General features: G+C 36.5%; 24 protein-coding genes and 1 pseudogene. 15 read left to right on the top strand and 10 right to left on the bottom strand.

Annotated elements, in window-relative coordinates; genetic code table 11:
* The first annotated feature begins 278 nt into the window (after positions 1-278).
* The 6 genes and pseudogenes from RFK25_RS03685 to RFK25_RS03660 all read left to right on the top strand — a co-directional run bounded on the left by RFK25_RS03685 (position 279) and on the right by RFK25_RS03660 (position 5,875).
* The gene (locus RFK25_RS03685) at positions 279-1,025 is read left to right on the top strand and encodes a lysophospholipid acyltransferase family protein (protein WP_332411573.1); all 747 of its coding nucleotides are present in this window, start codon (positions 279-281) and stop codon (positions 1,023-1,025) included.
* 65 nt (positions 1,026-1,090) lie between these two features.
* Complete coding sequence (locus RFK25_RS03680; protein WP_332411572.1) at positions 1,091-1,753, top strand: helix-hairpin-helix domain-containing protein; 663 nt, start codon at positions 1,091-1,093, stop codon at positions 1,751-1,753.
* Positions 1,737-3,410 (top strand): annotated as a pseudogene (locus RFK25_RS03675) (ComEC/Rec2 family competence protein); the annotation flags it as partial. The gene RFK25_RS03680 and the pseudogene RFK25_RS03675, both read left to right, overlap by 17 nt.
* A gap of 152 nt (positions 3,411-3,562) precedes the next feature.
* Positions 3,563-4,198 carry a CpXC domain-containing protein gene (locus RFK25_RS03670; RefSeq protein ID WP_332411569.1) on the top strand — a complete coding sequence of 212 codons (636 nt, stop codon included), beginning with the start codon at positions 3,563-3,565 and terminating at the stop codon, positions 4,196-4,198.
* Between the two features lie 130 nt (positions 4,199-4,328).
* Positions 4,329-5,441, top strand: a complete 1,113-nt coding sequence (locus tag RFK25_RS03665) for a recombinase family protein (protein ID WP_222367702.1) — start codon at positions 4,329-4,331, stop codon at positions 5,439-5,441.
* A 14-nt stretch (positions 5,442-5,455) separates the two neighbouring features.
* Positions 5,456-5,875 (top strand): hypothetical protein, encoded by a 420-nt coding sequence (locus RFK25_RS03660; RefSeq protein WP_172015131.1) that lies wholly within the window; start codon positions 5,456-5,458, stop codon positions 5,873-5,875.
* A gap of 137 nt (positions 5,876-6,012) precedes the next feature.
* Here the strand turns inward: RFK25_RS03660 and RFK25_RS03655 are convergent, their stop codons facing one another.
* Complete coding sequence (locus tag RFK25_RS03655) at positions 6,013-6,762, bottom strand: MurR/RpiR family transcriptional regulator (RefSeq protein ID WP_044688804.1); 750 nt, start codon at positions 6,760-6,762, stop codon at positions 6,013-6,015.
* Positions 6,763-7,045: 283 nt separating this feature from the next.
* Here RFK25_RS03655 and pfkB point away from each other — a divergent pair, with 283 nt between their 5' ends.
* From pfkB to lacD, 4 genes are all read left to right on the top strand, one after another.
* The gene (pfkB, locus tag RFK25_RS03650; RefSeq protein WP_222367697.1) at positions 7,046-7,981 is read left to right on the top strand and encodes a 1-phosphofructokinase; all 936 of its coding nucleotides are present in this window, start codon (positions 7,046-7,048) and stop codon (positions 7,979-7,981) included.
* Positions 7,982-9,370 carry a PTS fructose transporter subunit IIC gene (locus RFK25_RS03645; RefSeq protein ID WP_044688802.1) on the top strand — a complete coding sequence of 463 codons (1,389 nt, stop codon included), beginning with the start codon at positions 7,982-7,984 and terminating at the stop codon, positions 9,368-9,370.
* 11 nt (positions 9,371-9,381) lie between these two features.
* Complete coding sequence (locus RFK25_RS03640) at positions 9,382-9,825, top strand: fructose PTS transporter subunit IIA (RefSeq protein WP_044688801.1); 444 nt, start codon at positions 9,382-9,384, stop codon at positions 9,823-9,825.
* Between the two features lie 65 nt (positions 9,826-9,890).
* Positions 9,891-10,850: a tagatose-bisphosphate aldolase gene (gene lacD / locus RFK25_RS03635; protein WP_044688799.1), complete on the top strand. Its 960-nt coding sequence runs from the start codon at positions 9,891-9,893 to the stop codon at positions 10,848-10,850.
* Positions 10,851-10,936: 86 nt separating this feature from the next.
* On the opposite strand, the gene RFK25_RS03630 is transcribed toward lacD, so the two are convergent.
* From RFK25_RS03630 to RFK25_RS03605, 6 genes are read right to left on the bottom strand one after another with little or no spacing between them, the layout of a single operon-like run.
* Positions 10,937-11,236, bottom strand: coding sequence for a DUF5960 family protein (locus RFK25_RS03630; RefSeq protein WP_044688798.1), 300 nt, complete (start codon positions 11,234-11,236; stop codon positions 10,937-10,939).
* Positions 11,223-11,591 carry a hypothetical protein gene (locus tag RFK25_RS03625; protein ID WP_172059687.1) on the bottom strand — a complete coding sequence of 123 codons (369 nt, stop codon included), beginning with the start codon at positions 11,589-11,591 and terminating at the stop codon, positions 11,223-11,225. Before RFK25_RS03625 ends, RFK25_RS03630 begins: the two co-directional genes overlap by 14 nt.
* Positions 11,588-13,003, bottom strand: coding sequence for a Y-family DNA polymerase (locus tag RFK25_RS03620; protein WP_332411565.1), 1,416 nt, complete (start codon positions 13,001-13,003; stop codon positions 11,588-11,590). The genes RFK25_RS03625 and RFK25_RS03620 overlap by 4 nt, the downstream gene beginning before the upstream one ends.
* A 4-nt stretch (positions 13,004-13,007) precedes the next feature.
* On the bottom strand, positions 13,008-13,136 hold the full coding sequence (locus tag RFK25_RS03615; protein ID WP_014636309.1) for a hypothetical protein: 129 nt from the start codon (positions 13,134-13,136) through the stop codon (positions 13,008-13,010).
* Positions 13,126-13,353 (bottom strand): hypothetical protein, encoded by a 228-nt coding sequence (locus tag RFK25_RS03610; RefSeq protein ID WP_332411563.1) that lies wholly within the window; start codon positions 13,351-13,353, stop codon positions 13,126-13,128. Before RFK25_RS03610 ends, RFK25_RS03615 begins: the two co-directional genes overlap by 11 nt.
* Before the next feature lie 2 nt (positions 13,354-13,355).
* Positions 13,356-14,045 (bottom strand): LexA family transcriptional regulator, encoded by a 690-nt coding sequence (locus RFK25_RS03605; protein ID WP_332411562.1) that lies wholly within the window; start codon positions 14,043-14,045, stop codon positions 13,356-13,358.
* 282 nt (positions 14,046-14,327) lie between these two features.
* Between RFK25_RS03605 and RFK25_RS03600 the strand changes: the two genes are divergently transcribed.
* From RFK25_RS03600 to RFK25_RS03585, 4 genes are read left to right on the top strand one after another with little or no spacing between them, the layout of a single operon-like run.
* Complete coding sequence (locus tag RFK25_RS03600; RefSeq protein WP_125071142.1) at positions 14,328-14,534, top strand: helix-turn-helix domain-containing protein; 207 nt, start codon at positions 14,328-14,330, stop codon at positions 14,532-14,534.
* 3 nt (positions 14,535-14,537) lie between these two features.
* A complete protein-coding gene (locus RFK25_RS03595) occupies positions 14,538-16,199 on the top strand; it encodes a DNA cytosine methyltransferase (RefSeq protein ID WP_239027101.1) in 1,662 nt (553 codons plus the stop codon).
* A gap of 11 nt (positions 16,200-16,210) precedes the next feature.
* A complete protein-coding gene (locus RFK25_RS03590) occupies positions 16,211-18,352 on the top strand; it encodes an AAA family ATPase (protein WP_172092544.1) in 2,142 nt (713 codons plus the stop codon).
* The gene (locus RFK25_RS03585) at positions 18,345-19,634 is read left to right on the top strand and encodes an LlaJI family restriction endonuclease (RefSeq protein ID WP_172092545.1); all 1,290 of its coding nucleotides are present in this window, start codon (positions 18,345-18,347) and stop codon (positions 19,632-19,634) included. The genes RFK25_RS03590 and RFK25_RS03585 overlap by 8 nt, the downstream gene beginning before the upstream one ends.
* Here the strand turns inward: RFK25_RS03585 and RFK25_RS03580 are convergent.
* A complete protein-coding gene (locus tag RFK25_RS03580; RefSeq protein WP_332411556.1) occupies positions 19,631-20,815 on the bottom strand; it encodes a hypothetical protein in 1,185 nt (394 codons plus the stop codon). The two genes, RFK25_RS03585 and RFK25_RS03580, sit on opposite strands and share 4 nt — an antisense overlap.
* A gap of 412 nt (positions 20,816-21,227) precedes the next feature.
* Here RFK25_RS03580 and RFK25_RS03575 point away from each other — a divergent pair, with 412 nt between their 5' ends.
* Positions 21,228-21,797, top strand: coding sequence for a hypothetical protein (locus RFK25_RS03575; protein WP_332411555.1), 570 nt, complete (start codon positions 21,228-21,230; stop codon positions 21,795-21,797).
* Between the two features lie 38 nt (positions 21,798-21,835).
* Here RFK25_RS03575 and RFK25_RS03570 read toward each other — a convergent pair whose 3' ends face one another.
* Both RFK25_RS03570 and RFK25_RS03565 read right to left on the bottom strand, forming a co-directional pair.
* Positions 21,836-23,791: a DNA polymerase gene (locus tag RFK25_RS03570; RefSeq protein ID WP_332411554.1), complete on the bottom strand. Its 1,956-nt coding sequence runs from the start codon at positions 23,789-23,791 to the stop codon at positions 21,836-21,838.
* A 233-nt stretch (positions 23,792-24,024) separates the two neighbouring features.
* Positions 24,025-24,302: ssDNA-binding protein (locus tag RFK25_RS03565; RefSeq protein WP_332411552.1), on the bottom strand; the 278-nt coding region annotated here is incomplete at its 5' end.

Raw genomic sequence — 24,302 nt, 5'->3', positions numbered from 1 at the left:
TGTTTTAACCCGAGCCTGAAAACACGAAAGCGAGGACAGTCTGTGAATAGACTGTTTTAACCCGAGCCTGAAAATACGAAAGCGAGGACAGTCTGTGAATAGACTGTTTTAACCCAAGCCTGAGAACACGGAAGCGAGGACAGTCTGTGAATAGACTGTTTTAACCCGAGCCCGAAAACACGGAAGCGAGGACAGTCTGTGAGAAAAGCTTTACAACTTTGGTCTAGGGTTATCCATCTATTTATGCTATAATAGGGGAGATTGAAAAGGAGAAGTCTATGTTTTATTCTTATCTACGAACGCTATTAACTTTTTTACTTTGGGCTATCAATGGTAATATTCATTATCATGACAGAGAAAAAATCTTGCCACAGGAAGAAAATTATATCCTCATCTCCCCGCACAAAACCTTCTGGGATCCTGTTTTTCTAGGCTATGCGGCAGCACCCAAGCAGTTTATCTTTATGGCCAAAAAAGAATTGTTCAAGGACCGTGGTTTTGGTTGGTGGATTTCAAAATGTGGAGCCTTCCCGATTGACCGTGAAAATCCCGGCATGGCAGCGATCAAGTATCCTGTCAATATGTTGAAAAAAAGTGACCGCTCACTTGTCATGTTCCCTTCTGGTAGCCGTCATTCCTCTGAACTCAAAGGTGGAGTAGCAGTCATTGCCAAGTCAGCCAAGGTCAAACTCATGCCAGCTACCTATGTGGGTCCCATGACTATCAAGGGGCTTTTAGCTGGTGAGCGAATCGATGTGGCTTTTGGAAATCCTATCGATGTTTCGGACATCAAGCGTATGGATGATGCAGGTACAGCAGAAGTAACTAGCCGAATCGAAGCGGAATTCAAGAGATTGGATAACCATGCAGCTTCTTTCCAGACCAAGAAAAAGCCAAATATCTTGACTTATATCTATCGTATCCCAGTTCTTTTGCTGGTTGCTCTTATCTTGGGATTGACCTATGCCTTTAGCTATATCGCCAGCTTCTTCTGGCAACCAAGTACTCAGTTGGATAAAAAATAGGATTGAAACTCGTAAATTTGCGAGTTTTTTTGTTTTTTTGCGAACTATATAGGTGGAGGTAATTTATGGATACAATCAAAACTTATATAGAAATGCTGAAAGAATACAAGTGGCAGATTGCCTTGCCCGCAGCAGCTGGTTTGCTTATGGCGACATTCTTAATATTCAGCCAACCAGCTAAGTCTAATCAGACAGGCCTGACAGATTTTCCGCAGACCGAACAGGCTTCTAGCAGCTCTGAGTCCGTCGAGCAAACCAGTACAGAAGTAAGTGAGGAACCCAGCCAGCTGGTCGTTGATGTCAAAGGAGCGGTGGAAAAACCAGGGCTTTACACTTTAGAAGCTGGTGCGCGTGTCAATGATGCAGTTGAGGCAGCTGGTGGCTTGACCAGTCAGGCAGATCCCAAGTCTATCAATCTGGCTCAGAAGCTCAGCGACGAGGCGGTGGTCTATGTGGCCAGTAAGGAAGAAAATATCTCGGTGGTGACCAGCACGACGGCTAGCTCTGCTATGTCTCAAGACGAAAAAAATACCACTCTTGTCAATCTCAACACGGCGACCGAGGCTGATTTGCAGACCATTTCGGGTATCGGTGCCAAGCGGGCGGCGGACATTATTGCCTATCGAGAGGCCAACGGTGGCTTCCAGTCGGTAGACGACCTCAACAATGTTTCGGGCATTGGCGACAAGACCGTGGAAAGCATCCGACCTTATGTCACGGTTGAGTAAGCTCCCCTGCCAGCCCATCCACTTGGCTCTTTTGGCGGTGGCGGCTTACTTTGCAGTCCACTCTTTTTCCTTGATGACAATGGGCCTGTTCAGTTTGGCAGCAGTTGTCTTTGGGTTTCGGCAAGGTAAGACGGTTTTCCTCAAAACGCTGCCGCTTCTAGCCCTGTTTGGTCTGTTTTTCGGATGTCAGAAGGTCCAATGGGAGCGGGCAGACCAGACAGCTCCAGGTCATGTCGACCAGATCCAGCTGCTTCCCGATACCATCAAGATAAACGGGGACAGCCTGTCCTTCCGCGGTCGGGCTGACGGACAAACCTATCAGCTTTTCTATAAATTAACCAGTCAGGAGGAGCAGACTTATTTTCAAAAGCTGGCAGACCTGGTCCAGCTAGAAGTGGAAGCAGAGGTCAGCCTGCCAGCTGGTCAGCGGAATTTCAAGGGCTTTGACTATCAGGCCTATCTGAAAACACAGGGCATCTATCGGACTGTCAAGCTAACGGCGATTAAGAAGATTGTCCCTGGCCAGTCTTGGAATGTTTTTGACTGGCTATCAAGCTGGCGGAGGCAAGCCTTGGTCTATGTCAAAATCAATTTTCCAGCCCCTATGAGTCACTACATGACAGGGCTTTTGTTTGGGGAGCTGGATAGTGATTTCGACCAGATGAGTGACCTCTATTCTAGTCTAGGAATCATTCATCTCTTTGCCCTGTCTGGCATGCAGGTTGGCTTTTTCATCGACAAGTTTCGCTGGATGTTACTGCGTTTGGGCTTGACCAAAGAAACAGTGGATAAGTTACAAATTCCCTTTTCCCTTGTCTATGCAGGCTTGACAGGCTTTTCGGTGTCAGTGGTGCGGTCCTTGGTTCAGAAAATTTTAGTCAATATGGGCTTGCGGAAGCTGGATAACTTTGCGGTGACGGTTTTTGTCTGTCTGCTGATTCTGCCCCGATTTTTGCTGACAGCTGGTGGTGTCCTGACCTTTACCTATGCTTTTTTGCTGACAGTTTTTGATTTTGAGGACTTGGGGCAGGTCAAAAAGGCTGCGGTGGAGAGTCTCAGTATTTCACTGGGAATTTTGCCGGTGCTTATGACCTATTTCTATGCCTTTCAGCCCCTGTCCATCCTTCTGACCTTTGTATTTTCCTTTGTCTTTGATATTCTGCTTTTGCCAGGTTTGTCGGTCATTTTTCTCCTCTCACCCTTGGTCAAGATAACTTGGGTCAACGGATTTTTTGTCTTTATGGAAAAAATCATTGTCTGGGTGGCGGACTTGGGATTGCGGCCTTGGATACTGGGCAAGCCGTCTGGGGTAATTCTTGTTTTCTTGCTGGTCTGTCTCTTCTTACTTTATGATTTTCACAGGAAAAAGAAATGGCTCATAGGACTGAGCTTGGTCCTCGCTCTGCTATTTTTCATGACCAAACACCCGCTGGAAAACGAGGTGACGGTGGTGGACATCGGGCAGGGGGATAGCATCTTTTTGCGGGATATGCGGGGGCGGACGGTTCTGATTGATGTGGGCGGACGAGTCGATTTCGCGGCAAAAGAAGCCTGGCAGGAGCGGTCTCGGCAGGCAAATGCAGAGCGGACTTTGATTCCCTATCTGCATAGTCGAGGTGTGGATAGGATTGATTGTCTAGTGCTGACCCACACCGAAGTGTGAGTTCTGAAATTGATACAATAACACATAACGGTTTTTAATGAAGTTTATTATTTTTTTTGAAAAAATTCGCAAATTTTACTTTTTCTTGCGAATATAATAAGTGAAAGCAAATTGCTTACTTATTAATGATGAAGAGGAAAAGTAGAATGACAACTATATTTTTAACAAAAACAAACTGCACTAATTGTGGAAAACAAAGTATATTTGAACGATTTGATAGGGTTTATGCGGTGAAGACCCCCGACATTATTTCTGCTATTTTGGACTGGGATTTCTTTAAGTTTACCTGCCATAACTGTAACCATATGGTGCTAATTGATTACCCAACAGTCGTAGTAGATGAAGAACAAAAAACAATTATTCAATATTGTGCAGACGGTAATGTTGATGTTCTTTCTATGCAAATATACTCTTTGATTTCTGAGGGTGTTGATCTCAGTGAATATAGAATTCGAGTAGTTTCGGATATAGAGTCTTTTGTTGAGAAGGTACAGATTGTTTCAGCAGGGTATGATGATAGAGCAATTGAGCTTATGAAGTTTATGAATAGTCCTCTAGAGGATGGTGATATTCAGTTTAACTATGAGCATATGGTTTTTACCAAGGTTGGACAGGGAAGCTATCAGTTTATGTTTATTGATAACCAGATTGCAGTAGCATCTCTCGACTTTTCTCAAGAACAATATGAGTACTACCTTACAGATGTTCAAGACCTAGAAACGAATACATATTACATAGATTCTAGATGGGCGGAATCATTCTGTAGTACCAGTTTGGCATAAAATTAAAAATTTATTTACAAGTATTAATGGCCTAATTTTTAGTTAGGTCATTTTTTATCTTCTAATTTAGAAAAATGTAGTTAATATATATATAATTATTATGTAGATTTCTAGAAAGGAGGTAAAACCAATGGTAAGACGGAATTCTAAAACTACTCATCAACAGAAGAAAATTCGAGATGCATTTGTATCTGAGAGAACTGTTGAAATTATTCCTGCAAAGCGAGAGTTCACTGATGTTAAGACTAAGAAGTTGCGTGTTGCTGCCTATTGTCGAGTAAGTACTTTTGACGAATCTCAGTCAGGTAGTTTTGAACTTCAAAAACAAACCTATACTGAAAGAATCAATAGTAACCCTGATTGGATAATGGCTGGAATCTATGCTGACCAGGGAGCTTCAGGAACATCAATCAAACGACGCGAACAATTCCAACAGATGCTTCATGATTGTAGAAGTGGTAAGATTGACTTGATAATCGTTAAAAGTGTAAGTAGGTTTGCTCGCAATCAGCTAGATTTTATTAGCATTTACCGAGAGTTGAAGGCGCTGTCCCCACCTGTTGGAATATACATCGAAGATATAAATTTGAATACACTTGATACGAATAGTGAATTCATTCTTGGTATTATGGCCATAGTAGCTCAAGGTGAGAGTGAGCAAAAAAGTGCTTCAATTACATGGTCTGTAATTGAACGCTTTAAAAGAGGGATACCAATGATTCCTACCCATAACCTTCTGGGGTATACGAAAGACCAGTATGGTCGAGTAGTGATAGATGAGACAGAAGCAAAAATTGTTCGCCTAATATATGATTCGTACATTGAAGGTATGACTGCAAGTGAGATTGCTTCAACTTTAATGACCAATCATATACCAACAGTTACTGGTTTGGAGCGTTGGACAAGTTTAGCTGTCTATAATATTCTCAGGAACGAGAAATATAAAGGCGAAATCATCATGCAGAAGACATTTACTGTTGATTGTTTTAGTCATAAAACTCGGAAAAATAATGGTGAAAAGCCAAAATATCGATTAAAAAATGGAATTCCCTCTATCATACCAGAATCAAGATGGGATTTAGTACAAGAATTACTCAAGCAACCTAGAAGAAAATCGAAATCTACTTCTGAGATATTTGTACCTAAACTCTATATCAAGAAACTAAAATCTGGTAAGTTGAGGGATTTTGTTGTACTTGATCCTAGTTGGAAGTCGGAAGACATTCACGAAGTTTTTAAATAAGAAAGAGGTAAATTATGCGTTTTAAAGATTTTAATCTTGAAGTTGTTAATGTTGAACGTTACTCATCAGATTATAGTATGACGGTGAACAAGAACTTTGTTACTTTTAGTAAAGGAATTGTCCAAGCTTTAGAATATCCAGCACATGTATTGGTTGCCTTTAATAAGGATACAAAGGTAATGGGTATACAAGTTTGTCGTGCAAAAACTAGGGGAGCATTTTCTTTTTCAAAACCTGTTGGGGAGCAAAAAGGTATTGTTCAGGTAGGTCATAAAAATTTAAAAGAAACACTCTTAACAATCATGAGTGAATGGAAATCTGATAAGCGTTATAGGGTAGAGGGGATTCACATTCCTGAAGATAAGGCATTTATTTTTGAATTGAAGGATTTTGAGGAACTATCTGACTTTCGTAAAAACGACAATAAATATTAAGGAACGAAGATAAAATTTATTGGTGGGAGTACAACTATTGTATTCCTACCATTTTCATATTCTTTAAGTCCATATACACAAGGGGGTTAAAAAATTTGATAATTGTTTATGATGTTTTGTATTGTAATAGTAGAGGTCTATTTTTGATTTGCAGCTAAAGTATCTAATAGTAAACGCCCAATAATGTAAAGTGGAAGGCGTGAATGTACTTCTACATCTGGGAAGTATGTTAACTCTGTTTTAAATCCAAAAAGCTTTATCTGAGTATAATTTGATAGGCTACCTGAGGGGTTAGCACTCAGGAGTATAGTTGTGGTATCGTTCTTTTGACAAATTTTTGCAGCATCTTGTAATTCAATCGTTTCTCCATTTAAGGATACAAATACCACACAATCATTTGCATCCAATCTGGCACTTACAGTACGGATAATGTTTGGGTCTGTATGAAGTTCTGTATAATACCCTAGTAAGAGAAATTTTGTTTGCATCTCAGTAGCAAGTAATTCAGAAAATCCTCTGGCAAAAATAGTAATTTTCTTTGCACTTTGTAGTTTTGAGATTGCCATTTCTAATGTTTCTAGGTCAAGTTCATTAAGAGTTTTTGTAACTTCTTGATAACTCTTTAATACGGAAACTTTGATTTCGTCGGTAATTTTTTTATCTTTGAGGATGGATAAGCTATCCTGTTTTCTGTTTCTTACATCGTGCTTAAAATCAGAAAATCCAGTATAACCTTTTTTTTGTAGTGTTCTAGTAATAGTAGCAGTTGAAACATTTAATAATTCACTAGCTTCCGAAATGCTAAGAGTAGAGATCTCTTTAAATTTATTATTAAGATGTGTCCAAGTGTGTTTTTCAGTTTCAGTCAAATGTTTATTAATCGCCATTATTATTCCTTATGCTTTATGAATTTTTTATCTCAAAGAGGGAAGAGCATTTTTCATCTAATCATCATTAAAGAAACTGCAACACAAAAAATTAGATGAAGTTGTTTTCTTAATACTGATAATTTATGCTCATTAATTTATATGATTTTCAGTTTACCTTTATTGAATTTTGGGATGTCCTGTAGAGTAAATTGTTACAAAATCATTAGAATATTAGAAAACACTTACATTTTAAAAATGTTATTATTATTATAACAAAAAAAGAATGAAAGGAGAATAAGGTGTGGGTATCTATACTTTAACAATGAATCCGGCTATTGATATGTTTATCAAAACAAACCAGCTAAAAAATAACATCGTTAATCGAACTTTATACGATGAACTGCAACCAAACGGAAAAGGTGTTAATGTCTCGTTAATTCTAAAGATGCTAGATATTCCAAATACAGCTTTTGGGTTTAGTGCAGGTTTTACGGGACAGTTCATCAAGGATGAGTTAGTTGCTAAAGGGATTACCGAAGAGTTTATTGACGTTGAAGGAATAACTAGAATTAATGTGTTCACACAGGTTCTAGAAACATCAGAGGAATATAAATTGGTAAATAAAGGCCCAGAAGTTTCTCCTTCTGCTCAAGATGCTCTATTAGAAAAAATTCGATTGCTCGGTTTAAATGATTATTTAGTTATTTCAGGAAGTCTTCCTAGAGGAATTGATTCCAGTTATTTAGTTAAGATAGCTGAGATAACAAATGAAAATAACGTATCTTTAATTTTAGATATTAGTGATCCAGTTATTCTCACTTGCCTAAAGTATAAGCCATATCTGATTAAGCCAAATGATGAAGAAATTGCACAATGGTTCGAAGTGCAAGATATATCAGAAGATGACATTTTAGAATATGGGAAATCGCTTCAAGACTTAGGTGCAAGAAATGTACTGATTTCTTTAGGTAGTAAGGGAGCAGTAATGTTTACGGATAGTGGAGAAATATTTACTTGCAACGCTCCGAAAGGAGAAGTGGTAAATACTGCTTGTGCGGGGGATACTACTCTTGGTACTTTTTTAGGATCAAAAATATTGGGTCTATCAACTGAGAAGTCCTTAATCAAAGCAGTTGCTGCAGGCTCTTCGACGGCATTTAGAAGTGGACTAACGGATTTTTCAGATGTCGATGAATTAAGTAAACAAATATTACTAAAAAAAATGGAGGTAAAGTAGATGGCTACTTATAAATTGATTGCAGCTACTGGTTGTCCAACTGGTATTGCACATACATTCATGGCTCAAGAAGCACTTGAGCAAGCGGCTAAAGAGCGTAACGTTTCTATCAAAGTAGAAACTCATGGTCAAATTGGTATTGAGAACGAGTTGACAGCTGAAGAAATTGCTGCAGCCGATGCGGTTATTATTGCAGCTGACAAGGATGTAAACGCAGAACGCTTTGCAGGGAAACGTGTCATTGAGACTTCAGTTGGGGAAGGTATTAAAAATGCTTCTAAATTGATTGATGATGCTCTATCTGGTAAAGGTGTTGTAAAAGCAGGTGAAGCTATTAAGCAAGAATCTTCATCAGCAGGAAATGAGAGTTTTGGACGTCAAATCTATAAACATCTAATGAACGGTGTATCTCACATGCTTCCATTTGTAGTTGCAGGAGGAGTTTTGATTGCCATTTCATTCCTATTTGGTATTTTTTCATTTGACCCAAATAGTGAACAATATAATCCTTTTGCTGCTATGTTGAAAAATGACATTGGTGGTGTAGCAATGGGTATGATGGTTCCTGTTTTATCAGCTTATATTGCCGAATCTATTGCTAAGCGTCCTGGATTTGTATCAGGTCTTGTCGCTGGTTTGATGGCCGCAAATGGAGGTTCAGGATTCTTAGGTGGTATCGTTGGTGGTTTCGCTGCTGGCTATATTGTTTTGGCTCTAATGAAACTATTTAAGGGATTGCCAAAATCACTAGATGGTTTGAAAGCTATTTTCCTATATCCATTGTTCGGTGTATTTGTTACTGGATTATTTATGGTGGCAGTGAACTCTCCAATGACATGGGTAAATGAATCTATGATGGCTTGGCTCGCAGGATTTGAAAATGCCAATCCTATAATTCTTGGAATTATTATTGGTTGCATGTCTGCTTTTGATATGGGTGGTCCAGTAAATAAAGCAGCGTATGTAACAGGTACAGCCCTTTTAGCACAAGGAAATACTAGCTTTATGGCAGGTGTTTCTGCAGCATGTATTGTCCCACCATTGACAACTTTTGTTGCTACAACAGTATTCCGTAAATATTACTCTGATGAAGATTGCAATGCAGGTCTTGCAAATTTAATCTTAGGTTCTACACATATTACTGAAGGTGCTATCCCATTCGCTGCAAAAGATCCACTCCGTAATCTACCAACATTGATGCTTGGGTCATCAATTGGTGCAGTGTTAACTTATCTTTGGGGTGTAAAAGTCCCTGCTCCACACGGTGGATTCTTAGTCCTTCCTGTAGTAACAAATGCTGGACTTTGGGTGTTAGCAATTGCAATTGGAGCTATTATTTCAGGATTACTTCTAGGATTTATTCAAAAAACTAAAATTGAAAAGGTATAAGAGGTACATTAATGATAGATAAGAAATTAGTACTAGTTGATGTGTCTGCTTCATCAAAGGAGAGTGTGTTTGATTGTTTATCACAACTGGTTTTTGAACATGGATATGCAACAGACATTGCCTTAGTTAAAGAAGCACTTCTTGCAAGGGAAGATGAAGGTACTACCGGAATGATGGATGGTTTTGCCATTCCACATGCTAAATCTTCTGCAATCACAAAACCTGGCGTAGCTGTTTTGAAATTAGCTAATGGTGTTGAATGGCAGTCAATGGATGGTCAACCTATCACTTCAGTTATTGCACTATTTATTCCGGAAACGGAAGCAGGTACCACTCACTTAAAATTTTTATCAAAAATTGCTCGTTTACTCATGAAGACTGAGTTCAAAACATCTTTTACAAATGCTAATTGTGTAGAGGAAATTGTTGAGCTATTGGAGAAACACTTAGTGTAATCATCTTTATCTCCTGACGTATAGAGTAGATGTCAGGAGATTTCTTTATTTAGAAAGGAATAAAAATGGTAAAAAATCTATCTAAGTTAATGACAAAGAATGGTATTATATCAGCTCTTGCTTTTGACCAACGTGGTGCTTTGAAAAAAATGATGGCAAAACATCAGGCAGAAGAACCTACTGTGGAGCAGATGGAAGAGCTAAAAACGCTAGTTTCTGAAGAACTAACACAGTTTTCTTCTTCTATTCTTTTAGATCCTGAATTTGGCTTACCAGCTTCACGCACCCGCGATGAACAATGTGGTTTACTTTTGGCCTATGAAAAAACTGGCTATGACACCAGCTCTACCAGTCGTTTGCCAGATTGCCTAGTAGAATGGTCTGTAAAACGACTAAAAGAAGAGGGGGCAGATGCCATTAAGTTTCTACTCTACTATGACGTTGACGGTGATCCATACGTTAATCTTCAAAAACATGCTTATATTGAACGCTTAGGTTCAGAATGTCAGGCAGAAGGTTTGCCATTCTTCTTGGAGATTTTGAGCTATGATGAAACAATTGAAGACAATGCTAGTGTTGAGTTTGCTAAAGTTAAACCTAGAAAAGTAAATGAAGCCATGAAAGTCTTTTCGGACGAACGTTTTGGAGTAGATGTTCTCAAGGTAGAAGTACCTGTGAACATGAATTTTGTAGAAGGATTTGGAACAGGGGAAGTCGTTTATACAAAAGAAGAAGCAGCCGAATATTTCCGTCAACAAGAAGCATCAACTCATTTACCTTATATTTATCTAAGTGCAGGTGTTTCAGCTAAACTCTTCCAAGATACTCTAGTGTTTGCTCATGAAGCAGGTGCTAAATTTAACGGTGTTCTCTGTGGTCGTGCAACATGGGCAGGTGTTGTGCCAGTCTATATTGAACAAGGAGAAGAAGCTGCACGTGAATGGTTACGAACTGTTGGTCGTAAAAATATTGAGAGCTTAGATAGAGTATTATCTCTTACTGCTAGTTCTTGTGAGGAAGGATAGATAGAACTATTCTAAGGGCAGTTTCTGAGTACTTTAAAATAACTTTAATTCATGTTATAAGAAAATAGGAGCATATTTATGAACTCCTATTTTTGTGCTAAGTAAGTTGTTGTTTTCTTATATGAATAGCGGTAGATTAGTGGATTTTCATCTATGGTACTTACCTCAAAAATGAAAAAATGATCACGATTATCTCTAGCCTTTTCCTTATTTAGGACAAAGTAATTCTTATGAGAAGTCGCCATTGTTTTGAGGATATCATCAGTCAGGAAGGTCAATGGAATATTCATGTTGGAGTAGCGGTAGAAGTCACGTTCAAAATCTTGGTAGCTCTCACTGTAATAGTCCATTTGCAGGTGATTACGCTGAAATTCAAGCTGATTCATAGGAGACCTCCTCTTCAAGTTCAATACTAATTATGTCTTTCAATTTCAAATTGATGTGACCTGTTGTAGTTTTTATCAAAATGAAATCTTTGGTCAGACTTGGTATTGTCCCAGTGTAGGAAACTCGCATGTTTTTTTCAACGACATAAATGCGCGTGTGAAGTTGCCCAGCATACACCTGACTTAGGAGTAATAATTTCTTCTCTAGTGATAAATCAGACATGTACGTTACTTTGTTTGCATCGTCAGTGAGTGCTGATGTATGCTCAGATAGGAAAAATCCCATCCATTTTTGCATCTTAGTATCCTGGTACTCTCTTGCTGACTGAAATGGCAAGTATGAACGATCAATCATTTTAATCCCTCCAATCCACCAGCGGAATGACCGCCGATAAGTTTACTGCGTTCTATATTTCTGGAACCTTCGGTTAGGACGGTTCCTTTTTGAATAGCTAAAAAGCCAAACTGTTCTCTGACAACATCAATTGCTGTCTGAAGTCTATTTTCTTTTTCAATTTGTTCTACATCATCAAAAAGTGACAGTAGAGTAAAGTTTTCATCTACAAAGCCACCATAAGACACACCGATTTGCCTCACTGCACCAGAGGTGTATTTCTTTCGGAATAATTCAAGTACATGACCAACCATTGTTTTTGGAAGATTTGCTGGGTCAATTTTTTTCTGAGCATTAATTGATTTTTTCATCTCAGTTCTAGAATAGCCAATATGAATAGAAACGACAGTAGCTTTTTTATGTGCCGAGCGAAGACGGTTAGCAACTTGGTCAGCCATTTCAGCTAATACGATTTCAATTTCTCTTTGGGTTCTGTAATCTCTAGGAAGTACTTGAGAATTACCCAATCCTCGTGATTTTGGTTTATAGGGGTCATGGACGTTGCTCTCGTCAACTCCATTTGCGTGAAACCAAAGCTGAACTCCGACTTTACCGAATCCTTTTTTGAGAATATCGGGATTGAAATTGGCCAGTTCTTTGATTGAATGAATACCAAGTTTTTGTAAATGAATCTCTGTTTTACTGCCAATCCCCCAAAAGTCTGATAATTTTGGTATGGACCATACTTTGGTTTCTACATCTTGGTATGACCAGTTAGCCCTCATTGTAGCAGTTTTCTTAGCTTCATTATCTAGAGCTAGTTTAGCTAGCAGGGGGTTGGAATTGCTCATGCCTACAGTTGAGATAATACCTGTTTTACGGTAAATATCTCTCTGAATCATAGCGGAAACATTATCTAACTTATCTTTCCTTGACATTGACTTATCAGAAATAAAGTAAGAAAGTGAGCTAGTAAGGTCGATAAAACCTTCATCAATTGAATAGGGGAGAATGTCATCTGGAGCAGCATAGTCTTGAAAGATATGCTGAATCTCTAGATTCTTCTCAATATATCTGTCCATTCGAGGAGGAACGATGAGTGTACGCTTTGCCCAGTGTTCAATAAACGATTTATACTTTGGTGTTACCTCAAATCCTTGTTTCCATGCATTTTGATAGCTGAATTTTCGAGTGTCTATGTCAAATGGCAAGTCGTAGGAACGACCTACATTTGCTTTTCCGAAGACTTTCTTAAACATAGGAGAAGAAGCGAGAATCAATCCTTCCGAGTTGTCTGCACGGCTCATGACACACAGTGATGTGTAGAGCGGATGCAAACCTCTATCCACACATTCTACCGAAGCGTAGAAGGACTTCATATCGAGGAAGGCTATGTCACTTTGAGGTTCAATAGAATAGTCGATATAGCCCATAGTGTTATCTCCTTTTAAGTTTTTCTAGCTCTTCGATAAGTTCTCCGATGTAGTCAGTGATGTCGTATTCAAATTTGTCAGGGGTGAAGATAATACGTTCGTCTTTGATGTAAATCATTTCTTTAACGTTCATTGGTATTGTCCTCCTCCTCGGTCATAGCAATTAAAATAGAATCTTCTATCAAAAAAGCGTAAGGATAGATTTTAGAATCCTCATTTTGAGGAATAAGAATTTCATCGAATCCTTCATTTTCTAGTCGTTCTTCAAAGTTGTCCATATTGAATATTTCAACTTTACAATCAGGGTTGAAACCATACGTTCCAAGTTCTAAAATATCCTTTAGCTTCATGATTATACCCCCTCTACAGGCATGAAGTGTCCCACAACTAGACCAACAATTCTTGGCTCATCCTCATAAGGGATGAACTTCTCTGGATAGTCCTTATTCAAGGATACCATTCTAAATCCATCCTCATCACGGTAGAGTTTTTTGATATAAACAGAGTCTTTCCATGATAATGCATAGACCGCACCATCATAGTCGAAACCGTTGGAGCGGATAAGTGCGACTTCTCCACTCTTATATACAGGCTCCATAGAATCTCCCTCAATCCAAGCAGCAATGTCGTAACCGTATTGTTCCTCATCTGAGTAGACTGTTTCAGTTTCAAACTCGTCAAAGAATCCTTCTCCGAGACCAGCTGAGAGTTGGATATCCGATAGCACTTGGACTGAGAAGAGTGGAGTTACTTTAGAGGTTTGTTGGGAAAGAAGAAGCTCCTCTACAAAGTCTTCTGCCTTTATCTGATTATCAGGAGATAACTGAAGATAGTTATTGACAATATTGTATTCAGATTCAAAATAAGTGACTGGGACATCTAGGATTTTTGATAAAGCGGTGAGATTCTTCTGATTAGGGATAGATTTACCAGATTCCCACTTACTATAAGAAGCTCTATTGATATCTAATATATTGGCAATTTCCGACTGATTTAAATTTTTTTCAATTCTTTTTTCTTTAAGACGAATTCCAGAAAACATGATGCACTACCTTTGTTGCTTTATTATGCAACAAATATATCAAAATTAATATTTTTTTTCAAGTTTTAAAGTCATGGAGTTGAAGATTGCAGGGGTAGAGAATTAGCATTTTGTTGTGAAACATTGTGGATACTGTGACAAAAGTAAAGTTTAAGTGGTTATGAGTTCTAAAATTAAAGTCCTATACTAGAGTGAAAAAAGTTCGCAATAAAGGACTAATGCAAAGCTTAAAGTACCAAAATGTGGTATAATACTTCTTGTTAATCAAATGGAGGTAGTTGAATGATTAGGTTTACTTATAAGAAATTATTCAAAAAAATGATTGATTTAGAAATTAATAACTCGCAATTAATGGAAATGGCAGGTATTAGTAAGACAACTTTCTATAAGTTGAAAAATGGTGAGAATATTACAACAGATGTTTTAGTTAAGATATGTAATGTTTTGAATTGTGATATTTCTGAAATTGTCGAGTGTGTGGAGGAATAAATAATGTTAAAATTAGGAACCGTATTTAGTGGAATCGGTGCTATTGAACATGCTTTAGAGCGTATGGGAATTGACTACCAAATAGAGTTTGCTTGTGATAATGGTGATGTAGATATTTTCTCGAAAAAAGTTGGTGATAATTTCAATGAAATTACTGATGAAATTACTTATTTGAAAAAAACTTCTAATCCCGTTGAAGGGCTAGATTTAATCAGAGAGTCCTTGAATAAAATAAATGATGAAGTTAAGGTGACTGAAGTAAATGAGGAAGAATTACTATCGATTTTAGATAATTATTCAAAATCCGGGAAAATGAATAAAAATCAAAAATCTGCCTATGAGTCAATTGAAAAGAAAATTCATGATTCTATTGATGTAATATCTAAGAAAGTAGAATTTATGAAATTAAGTATAAAGTTAGAATCTGATATTAATAGGAGTGAATTATCACAATCCGAGAAAAAAGAACTATTAAAAATAGTTAACAATACTCATTATAAAAAACTACTCAAAGAACTCAAGATGCTCTCAGAAAAGCTATCGATGATTCATGAAAAAGAAAACTTGGAAATAATGAGAGAGAAAGTTTTTGCTTTGGGTTCGTTAAAAGAACAAAAAGAATTTGTTGACAATCTGTATGAAGGTCAAGAATCGAAGAACAAAGTAATGCAATCTTACCTTGCTAACTATGATATTGAACCTAGTAATTTCCATTGGAATGTTGCATTCTTAGATGGAACTCATTTCAGAGATAAGATTGATTTGTTTGTGGGAGGGAGTCCCTGTCAATCATTCAGCTTGGTTGGAAAACAACGAGGGTTAGATGATACAAGAGGGACTTTATTTTATGAATATGCTAGATTAGTCGGGGAAATTCAACCGAAAGTATTCATTTATGAGAATGTTAGAGCCGTGTTATCAAATGATAACGGTGAAACATGGAAAACAATGTCGAAAATATTTGACGATTTAGGTTATGACTGGTCATATCAAGTTTTGAATGCAAAAGACTATGGTGTCCCACAAAATCGTGAAAGAGTATTTGTTGTTGGTTTTAGAAAAGATTTAGGAATAACTAATTTTAAATTTCCTGATCCTATTGAGTTAACAAGTTCTATGAAAGATTATTTGCTTGATAACGTATCGGGGAAATACTATCTACCTAAAAAAGGTGTTGAATTTGTTACTTCTGAAAAGAACTTGGATAAGAGATATACTCAAATAGACGGGGATATTCAACTATGCCAAAAGAAAAATCAACAATTTAATTGGCATGGCGATTTTGTTTTTGTTGAAGAAAATACTAATCAAGAAAAATTAATGGAAGATTTAGAGAAATATTTTTTGTCAGAAAAAGTTAAAAAATATGTACTGTCAACTGGTACAAAGGGCTTCTATTCAAAACCAGAAATTGATTTAGATATTGCTAGACCTTTATTGCAATCTATGCATAAAATGCATAGAGCTGGGATTGATAATTACGTGACAACTGAAGGTAGGTTAAGAAAATTAACTCCAAGAGAGTGTTTACGTTTAATGGGTTTTTGTGATAGCTTTAAAATTGTTGTTTCAGATACAAGTGCTTACCAACAATCAGGGAACTCAATAGTAGTTGATGTATTAATGAAAATTTGTGAAGAAATTTTTAATAAACTAAAGTTCTAGGAGACATTTGAATGCAAAAATTAGATATTAACATTTCAAGTAGTTTTGTAAAGAAAAACCTAAAATTAGTAAATGACAAAGGTGCAGGGGAAGCTAAGCTTTTTGTCGGTTCAATGCAAAAAGAAAATGAATTAGATTCTTTCTTTAATAATTTTTCAACATCCAATAAATATTACTTTGAAAAAACAAATTTATTAGATTATCTAAAATTTATGAAGATAGAGTACTTAGCTCAAAAGTGCAACGAATACAAAGATATAGATGCTGACTATTATGACAAAAAACTGAAGGAAGTATTGTCAGAAGGTGAAAGAATAGATTTTTTGATTGAACCATTCAAAGATAGCCATCGAATATACATAAGAGGATATGGTAATACGAAGGAGATTTTTGAAAAATATACTAGAGAATTAGCACTACCTAAAATAAGCAAAATACTGGTTGAAAAGGAGGGAGATCAATTTAAGTTTTTACTTACACTTGATTTTGATGAAATATTAAAACGTGAAGTTTTACAAACTACAAATGATAAAGTACAGAATGCCGTAGAGTTTCTACAAAAACTTATTCAATTAAATGATAAACATTTCGAAATTGATGAATTAAAAATGAGTTTAGATACTGCTGCAAAAAGTTTTAAAGATAAATTTTCTTTAGATAATTTACAGCAATTAAATGATGATGAGTTGGAGAGAAAAATTTTCGGTGGTAAGGACAATGATTCACTTCTGTATAACTTGGTAAGCAATCCGGAATATAGAATATTTGGAGGTATTGGAACAGTAAATCCGTATACTCATAAAAATATAGATTCAAAAGATTTACTTCAGCATTTATCAGATATTGACGAATTTATAAAAAATATTTCATCTGAAAAACTTGAATCATTTATTAGTTTGATTGAGTTTATAAATTCTAAATCAGAGGTCTATATGGAGAGACTATGGTTTAAGAAATTATTGCACATTTACTATCCTGATTTTTTTCCAGCACAGATAAAATATGAGGAACAAAAGAAAGTTCTATTAGATTTAGCAATAATTCCCGATTCTTTAGAGCAGTCGTATTTCTACTTATCTACTATTGCTCGATATCTGAATATCCCAACAGAATATTTTTATTATATAAATACTTTGTCAAATGAATTTGAAGAAGTGGATAATGAAACTCAAATTGATGAATCAATCAGAATATCTGGTGGTGAAAATGTCCTGTTCTATGGTGTACCTGGCTCTGGGAAAAGTCACACATTAGAAACGGAATTTGGCAAAGAAAATATGGTTCGTGTGGTTTTCCATCCTGATTATATGAATACAGATTTCATTGGCCAAATTCTGCCATCTATAAAAGAAGATGATACAATTTCTTATGAGTTTAAACCAGGTCCATTTACAAAGGTAATGGAGCAAGCATATAAGAATCCATCCAATATGTATTATTTAGTAATTGAAGAAATAAATAGGGGGAACGCACCTGCAATATTTGGGGAAATTTTCCAATTACTAGATAGAACTGAAGATGGTGAGAGTAAATACGCAGTTGTTAATTATGATGTTGCAAAGGTTATTTATGGAACTGAAGATAGACCAATAAGGATTCCCTCAAACTTAACACTTTTAGCAACAATGAATACCTCGGATCAGAATGTTTTCACCCTAGATACAGCATTTCAAAGACGATGGAATATGAGAATGATTGTCAATGATATAAATAGTGCCGAGCATAGAGATGAATCCATAGCTGATAGCACAGTTACTTGGGGTAAATTTAATACTATTATTAATGAATTAATACTGAGTAGTAATACAAATATGCTATCTTCGGAAGATAAGAGACTTGGAGCATATTTTATTTCTCCAACTGACTTAAGAAGGAAAGATGAAGTTGAACGTAGTTTTTCGGAAAAAGTAATAAAATACCTTTGGGATGATGCTTTTAAATTCTCACGAGATAAGTTGTTTGACACTTCAACATTAAAAAGTCTTGAGGATGTAATATTAATGTTCATTACTCAAACTGGAGATGCTAGATTTAATATTTTCAAAGAAGATATTAAGAAATCGCTTGTTTTTAAGCCCTCAGTTGTAACAAATGAGGACTCAAAAGAAATAGAAGCTTCGGTTACACAGACTGAGGGAGTTGAAAATGAGTAGCACAAATGAGGAGTTTCATTTAGAAAAACCACTATATAAATATTGTAAAAATGCTACTAACCGAGAGGGTGATACTTTTGTTGGAATAAAATCTGAACTAATAGATGAAAAGCATAGTTTAACGGTCTATTTTCCATTAGGTTATAAAATTTCTCAAGATGATGAGTTAGTCAGAAATGAAATTATTCAACTCCTATCAGTGCTTCAAGATTATAATGATGAGCAATCTCAGGTTGCATCAATATCTCCTGAGCAATTATTAAAGACGGTAAGGTTTCCAGCTCAGGCCTATATACGAGTGATTTCGGATTACATAAACAATGGCTATTACAAAATGTCTGAGAATGAATTTAGGTTAGGAACCTCTGGTCCAATTTCTTGGAATAGGACTAGAAATCAGATAGAACCAATAGTTACAAAAAATGGCTTTGTCTTTCCACACTATGTTGTTAGACAGCATAATGAAACGGATAAACAGCTTATTACAGAAATTAGTAAGTATTGTGTTTTTGAAAGCTATGTAAAAATAGGATGGCTGTATGGAATGCCACATGTTCATAAGCCACAGATGACTAAAGAATTGTCAGTATATAAATCATATCTAAATGGAATGAAAGAACGAGCTACAAAAGACAGGGATAAGCAACTCTTTTCAGCTATGCTTGATATTCTGAATTTTACAAATCAGCAAGATGAACCTGAGGAATTCTACTTTGGGACAAACAAGTTTGAATATATTTGGGAACGTCTAATTGAGGCTACATTTGGAAACGAAAATAAAGAATACTATTTTCCCAGAACAAAATGGTTACTACATATTGGTAGTAAAAAGACAAATAATGCTATTGAACCGGATACAGTCATGAAACAAAATAATGATATATACGTATTAGATGCAAAATATTATAAATATGGAGTAACCTTGAATCCAAATCATCTGCCTGAATCAACTTCCATAAATAAGCAGATCTCATACGGTGAATATATACGAACGAATGCAAAGTTTGAGGATGAAAGGAAACAGGGAATGTCAATTTATAATGCTTTTCTAATGCCTTATGATTCCAAAAGTAAACCGTTCAATGATATTGATTCAAAATACTTTTCGATCGGAGAAGCAGTAGCTGAATGGAAGAATTCTACTGAACCTTATGAAAGAGTTCAAGGAATTCTAGTTGATGTCAAGCATTTAATTAGTAATGTAGTAAGACCAAATAATAATGAGATAGCAAATTTATCTGAAACAATACTTGAAAGTCTACGAAAAAAGCAAGAGAGTTAGTTATTCTCTTGCTTTTTTCTTTGTCGCATGATTCTAGCATTCTTACTATCTCTACAGTTATCAGAACAATGTCGTTTGGTACTATTGGTACTGGATACCTCGAAATACTGCTTACAATAATCATTCTGACATACTCTATAAATGACATTTTTAGAATTTTTATAATAGATCGAGAAGTATAGTGCACTAATCAATGAGGGTAACTTCCAATCAGGTGCCATAGTCTCTGTGTTATATGTAAAGTGTATGTCATCAAGCATTCTCTCAAATTCCTCACGAATAGTTATTTTTGATACTTCTAGAAGATATTCAGTAAAGTGAGGGAGTGCTTCTATATCTTCATAAATTGCAGCTGAGAAAGTCTCCTTTATTTTGACTTGTTCTGAATAGAACGGATTCAGTAGGTATATGCAACCGAATAAGAAATCAATTTTTTTATTTAATTCATCAGTAAAAACAAGGTTATCAAGACTGTAAAATAAATTGAAAATTCTTTTACACCAGTGAGGTGTATTTTCATCTTGCATGATTTGCTGAGCATCTAACAAATCAAATTCAACCATTTTATTCAATGATTCTGAATATCTTGAAAGTCTTAATTGAGCTTGACTTTCTACCGATACAGTTTTTACAGCACTATGATCTTTTGTTAGCGGAGTGACTGCTGCATCGAGTTGATTTTGAAGAGCAGAGTTTGTAGGTAAAAACTTAGACTTCTTATAAGATGTTGTAGAATATTTTCTTAAAAGGAGATAAAGTGTTGAGTCAAATAATTCTCGGTATTCTATTTTTGATTTGTTTTGATTGTTTATCAAATTAATAAAAGCTTTTAAGCGTTCTTGAATCGAGTGTAGCTCTTCAATATCCACCGGACAATATTTTTCTTGTGATATAGGATAGATGAAACCATATTTGTGAATAAAGTTTTTTAATTCGGATAAGTTATTTAAATCGAGTCCTAGAAACTCACCAAGTGGGTTATTCTTTCGTCTATTCCAAGTAATTATTTTTAGCCCCTCACCAGGACTATAGCCCATTTCTATGTAAGGAAGATTAATTGATTTTATTACTAAGCGTTCTGTCTTTAATCCAGACACTTCATCTATTAGTGATTCAAATTCAGAAGATACAGCTTCATTTGTAAAAGTAAATTCTCCTAAGTAACTTTTTTCACTACTCATTTTGTCCTCCGTAATTGGTAATTTAATAAAACTCTATGACAATATTTATTATATCACTTATAACAATCAAAATACCAATGATAAAAAAATTTTATCATTGGTATTTTTGATATCTACTAAAATTGCGTGAAATGACAGAGAATATATATATCAAGAAACATTTATGAAATGGCATGACGATGTTGTTTAGCATGAATGTTTAGCTATTAACAATAGCACTTGAGGTATCTAAGCTGCATTGTTACAACTGTAACTAAGCCATTATTGTTAGTTTGGATACAGTCATCTCAAATGGCAAGTTGACTAATTATGTATAAACCGCAAAGGAAAAGCATATGAAGTCATTTACAAAATTTAATGTTGGGTTGTCATACTCTTTTTCTTTGCATGTCAAAGAAAAAGGAGTCCTACAATGCCAATTAATGAAAAATTTTTTAACTACTGCCAAGCTCAATCTTCATCAACTGGGGTAGATCCAACTGAAGGTGAAGTACTAGCTCCCATGTTCGTACAGGATTACTACATGAGTTCACGCCATTCAGGTTTGCTACGTGGTACGTTTCGTCAATGTCGTATTATGGGTATTCCAATACTAACTGCATTTGTTCCAGTTGCAGAAGAGGACTATGAACAGATGGTCTGGTGGTACAATAACTCAGTTAATGATTATTTGAAAGATTTTCGTAAACCTAGTAAAAATGCCCCTAAGATTTCATCTTGGGAAGCATTCACAGAGAAACAAGATTTACCAATGATAGATGATGGCATTGAGCTTTATCTATTCATGGATCAGTTTGAGTTTCTGAAAGCAAAACTTGCAGAATCGAATTTTCAAGCTCCAGAAATATTGGAAATGCTATTTGATGGTTATGAAAATAAGGAAATCTTTGAAAAGCTAGGAGTACAGAAATCTGCTGGCTATAAGAAAGTAAAAAATACTCAGAAAGAAGGGTTAGAGCTTTACAACAAATTTAATAAATAACAGAATCGCCATCTCAATTACGAGGTGGCGATTTTTTGCTAGTCTTTTTGATAGAAAAAGCATTCATATCCATCTGCCCTAAGATTAATATCAGACAACCAGTCAGGTGCTATCCCCATCAACGATGCAACTTCATCAAGTTTTTGTTCCATTGGACATTCTATTATGACTTCATCGTGGACATGGCCTACAATTTTAAACTCTTTCAGTTGCTTCAAAGAGTAAGCAAGAATGTCTCTACTGATAGCTTGGACAATGTTCTCCACAAATTTTGGACCATAACTTTCTAGCCTCTCCCAACGTTTGGCAGTTCCAGTTCCTTCGTAGGTGACAGATTCTCCTCCGAACTGGTTCTCGCCAATTCTTGGCTTAATATACGCTAGTTTGCGACCAGAAGGAAGGGTGATGAACAATATACCACTTTTGACTTCAAATTGAATATTTTGAGTAGATGTTGGAAGTAGTTCCTTTACAGCAGTCTTTACAGCATTATCGACATCCCACCAATAGAGAACGATATTCGGATTTGCTTGTCGCCATGAGTTAACAAGTGGTTGGAGTTCTTCCTCTGATAGTCCCATATCAAGTGCTCCCATGGCTTTCAATGCACCGACTGAACCACCATATCCGCAAGCAAGCTCTGCAATTTTCCCTTTTTGTCTCAATTCAGAATTTTGTCCATGTTTTTCAACTGGTACTCCAAACATCTGAGAAGCAGACATACAGTAAATGTCTTTCCCTTCCTCAAATACCTTACTCCGCCATCTCTCTCCAGCTAAGTGGGAGAGTACACGAGCTTCGATAGCTGAAAAGTCGCAAACAATGAATTTCTTTCCTTTACTAGGGACAAAGGCTGTTCGGATAAGTTGAGATAGGGTATCTTGTGTGTCGTAGAGTAGCTCAGTAGATTCTAAGTCACCTGTTCTGAAAAGTTCTCTAGCTTCCTTTAGGTCAGGAAGATGGTTCTGTGGTAAATTCTGAAGTTGTACCAGGCGACCAGCCCAACGACCAGTACGGTTAGCCCCGAAAAATTGAAACATTCCTCTTGCACGACCGTCCTTACATATACAGTTTATCATAGCTTGGTATTTAGACACACTTGATTTGGCGGCTTGCTGACGAAGTTTGAGAACTTGAGCAGTTGTTTCATCAACCGTTTTGAGAAGTTCTTTCACAGCTTTTTTGTCTAGAGAATCTGTTGCTACTTCATGTTCTCGCAACCAACTAATCATCTGCAGAACAGAGTTGGGATTTTCAAGACCTGTTAAGGCTTTTAACTCTGTTTGAATTTTGGCTTTGCTATCGCCGTCTATTTTTATAGCGGCTTTTACAAAGTCAACATCTATGCCAATACCACGGTCGTTGATAATCTGATCCTGGTGGTACTCATCCCAAACAAAGTCAGGAACTGGGAAGTTTTTCAGCCGTTCTTTGATAGCCAATTCAACTTCGACATCTCGTATGTTGTAATCGTTAAATGTAGTCCACTTGTCAGGCGCGTGATGAGCGAGGTTACGTGTCCGTCCACCGTTAATTTTCGTCGGCTTACAAGGCACGCAGAAGTAGCGAATGAGGTCAGCCCCCTCTCTCATCTTTTTGTCTTTGAGTTTGAGAACTGTTCCAACCCCTTCTAAGGAAAGTGGGAGCCCTAAATAGGCGGACCAAATCATGCTACACCGCCATGAAACTGGGGAGAGAAATCCATCTGACAACAAATCAGGATGATGTTTCTTAAGCCAGTTGGATAGGCAAATTCGCTCAAATGAAGCGTTGAAAGCCCATTTAATGACACTATCGTCTACCAAGGCCTCAAGGATATCTTGTGGTAATTTCTCATTAGTTAAGTCGTAAATAGTTACTGGTCCATTATCGACAGATACTGCAAACAAAAGGAGTTCAAAACTGTCATCTTCCGCATAGCGATAGACACCAGATTTTCGTAGGTCAATTTCGCAATAGGTTTCAATGTCGATGCTGAGTTCTTTTATCGGCATAGTTTGTCCTTCCTAAAAAGGTGACAGAAGTACTGCCACCTAAAGTTCTATTTGTTTTTTCGACTGAGTGGTGTTTGGCTAAGTTTTTCTTTATTTTGCTTTGCCTTTCGTTCTATTTCATTTCGAATGTCATCTCTAATGGTCATGTACCCGAAGTATAGTCCGATAAGCACCCAGAGTCCCATAATAGTACAAGTTAAAATAGTATACATCATCGATCTAATTCTCTCTTTCTAGTTCAAAAAGTCATCATCATCTTCAGTCGCAAAATCATCCTCAGCACGAGTACGTCCTCCGAGCGGCTCACCATCGCGCAATTTTTGTAAGTTATTCAAACCGCAAGCAATACCTTTATTACCATTTGAATTGAAAGCATAGAAGGTAATAGAAGCACGACCATAGATACCAGAGTACAATTCTGAAGTATCAATGATTTCTTGACGATTTCCGTCAACCACCCCAGGTTTGTGTGGAGAGTTGGCATTCACAAAGTAAGCATTTTTGTATGCTT

Source organism: Streptococcus sp. SS-4456 (assembly GCF_036680365.1).
Taxonomy (GTDB): domain Bacteria; phylum Bacillota; class Bacilli; order Lactobacillales; family Streptococcaceae; genus Streptococcus.
Note: the sequence above shows the minus strand (reverse complement) of the source record. Positions and strands in the feature narration are given on the sequence as shown.

Coding starts and splice junctions, on each gene's coding strand:
- lacD (WP_044688799.1), top strand. CDS start 9,891: ATGGTAAAAAATCTATCTAAGTTAATGACAAAGAATGGTATTATATCA.
- RFK25_RS03620 (WP_332411565.1), bottom strand. CDS start 13,003: ATGGGCTATATCGACTATTCTATTGAACCTCAAAGTGACATAGCCTTC.
- RFK25_RS03685 (WP_332411573.1), top strand. CDS start 279: ATGTTTTATTCTTATCTACGAACGCTATTAACTTTTTTACTTTGGGCT.
- RFK25_RS03670 (WP_332411569.1), top strand. CDS start 3,563: ATGACAACTATATTTTTAACAAAAACAAACTGCACTAATTGTGGAAAA.
- RFK25_RS03610 (WP_332411563.1), bottom strand. CDS start 13,353: ATGAAGCTAAAGGATATTTTAGAACTTGGAACGTATGGTTTCAACCCT.
- RFK25_RS03600 (WP_125071142.1), top strand. CDS start 14,328: ATGATTAGGTTTACTTATAAGAAATTATTCAAAAAAATGATTGATTTA.
- RFK25_RS03570 (WP_332411554.1), bottom strand. CDS start 23,791: ATGCCGATAAAAGAACTCAGCATCGACATTGAAACCTATTGCGAAATT.
- RFK25_RS03615 (WP_014636309.1), bottom strand. CDS start 13,136: ATGAACGTTAAAGAAATGATTTACATCAAAGACGAACGTATTATCTTC.
- RFK25_RS03645 (WP_044688802.1), top strand. CDS start 7,982: ATGGCTACTTATAAATTGATTGCAGCTACTGGTTGTCCAACTGGTATT.
- RFK25_RS03655 (WP_044688804.1), bottom strand. CDS start 6,762: ATGGCGATTAATAAACATTTGACTGAAACTGAAAAACACACTTGGACA.
- RFK25_RS03595 (WP_239027101.1), top strand. CDS start 14,538: ATGTTAAAATTAGGAACCGTATTTAGTGGAATCGGTGCTATTGAACAT.
- RFK25_RS03660 (WP_172015131.1), top strand. CDS start 5,456: ATGCGTTTTAAAGATTTTAATCTTGAAGTTGTTAATGTTGAACGTTAC.
- RFK25_RS03630 (WP_044688798.1), bottom strand. CDS start 11,236: ATGAATCAGCTTGAATTTCAGCGTAATCACCTGCAAATGGACTATTAC.
- RFK25_RS03575 (WP_332411555.1), top strand. CDS start 21,228: ATGCCAATTAATGAAAAATTTTTTAACTACTGCCAAGCTCAATCTTCA.
- RFK25_RS03605 (WP_332411562.1), bottom strand. CDS start 14,045: ATGTTTTCTGGAATTCGTCTTAAAGAAAAAAGAATTGAAAAAAATTTA.
- RFK25_RS03585 (WP_172092545.1), top strand. CDS start 18,345: ATGAGTAGCACAAATGAGGAGTTTCATTTAGAAAAACCACTATATAAA.
- RFK25_RS03580 (WP_332411556.1), bottom strand. CDS start 20,815: ATGAGTAGTGAAAAAAGTTACTTAGGAGAATTTACTTTTACAAATGAA.
- RFK25_RS03590 (WP_172092544.1), top strand. CDS start 16,211: ATGCAAAAATTAGATATTAACATTTCAAGTAGTTTTGTAAAGAAAAAC.
- RFK25_RS03640 (WP_044688801.1), top strand. CDS start 9,382: ATGATAGATAAGAAATTAGTACTAGTTGATGTGTCTGCTTCATCAAAG.
- RFK25_RS03625 (WP_172059687.1), bottom strand. CDS start 11,591: ATGATTGATCGTTCATACTTGCCATTTCAGTCAGCAAGAGAGTACCAG.
- RFK25_RS03665 (WP_222367702.1), top strand. CDS start 4,329: ATGGTAAGACGGAATTCTAAAACTACTCATCAACAGAAGAAAATTCGA.
- RFK25_RS03680 (WP_332411572.1), top strand. CDS start 1,091: ATGGATACAATCAAAACTTATATAGAAATGCTGAAAGAATACAAGTGG.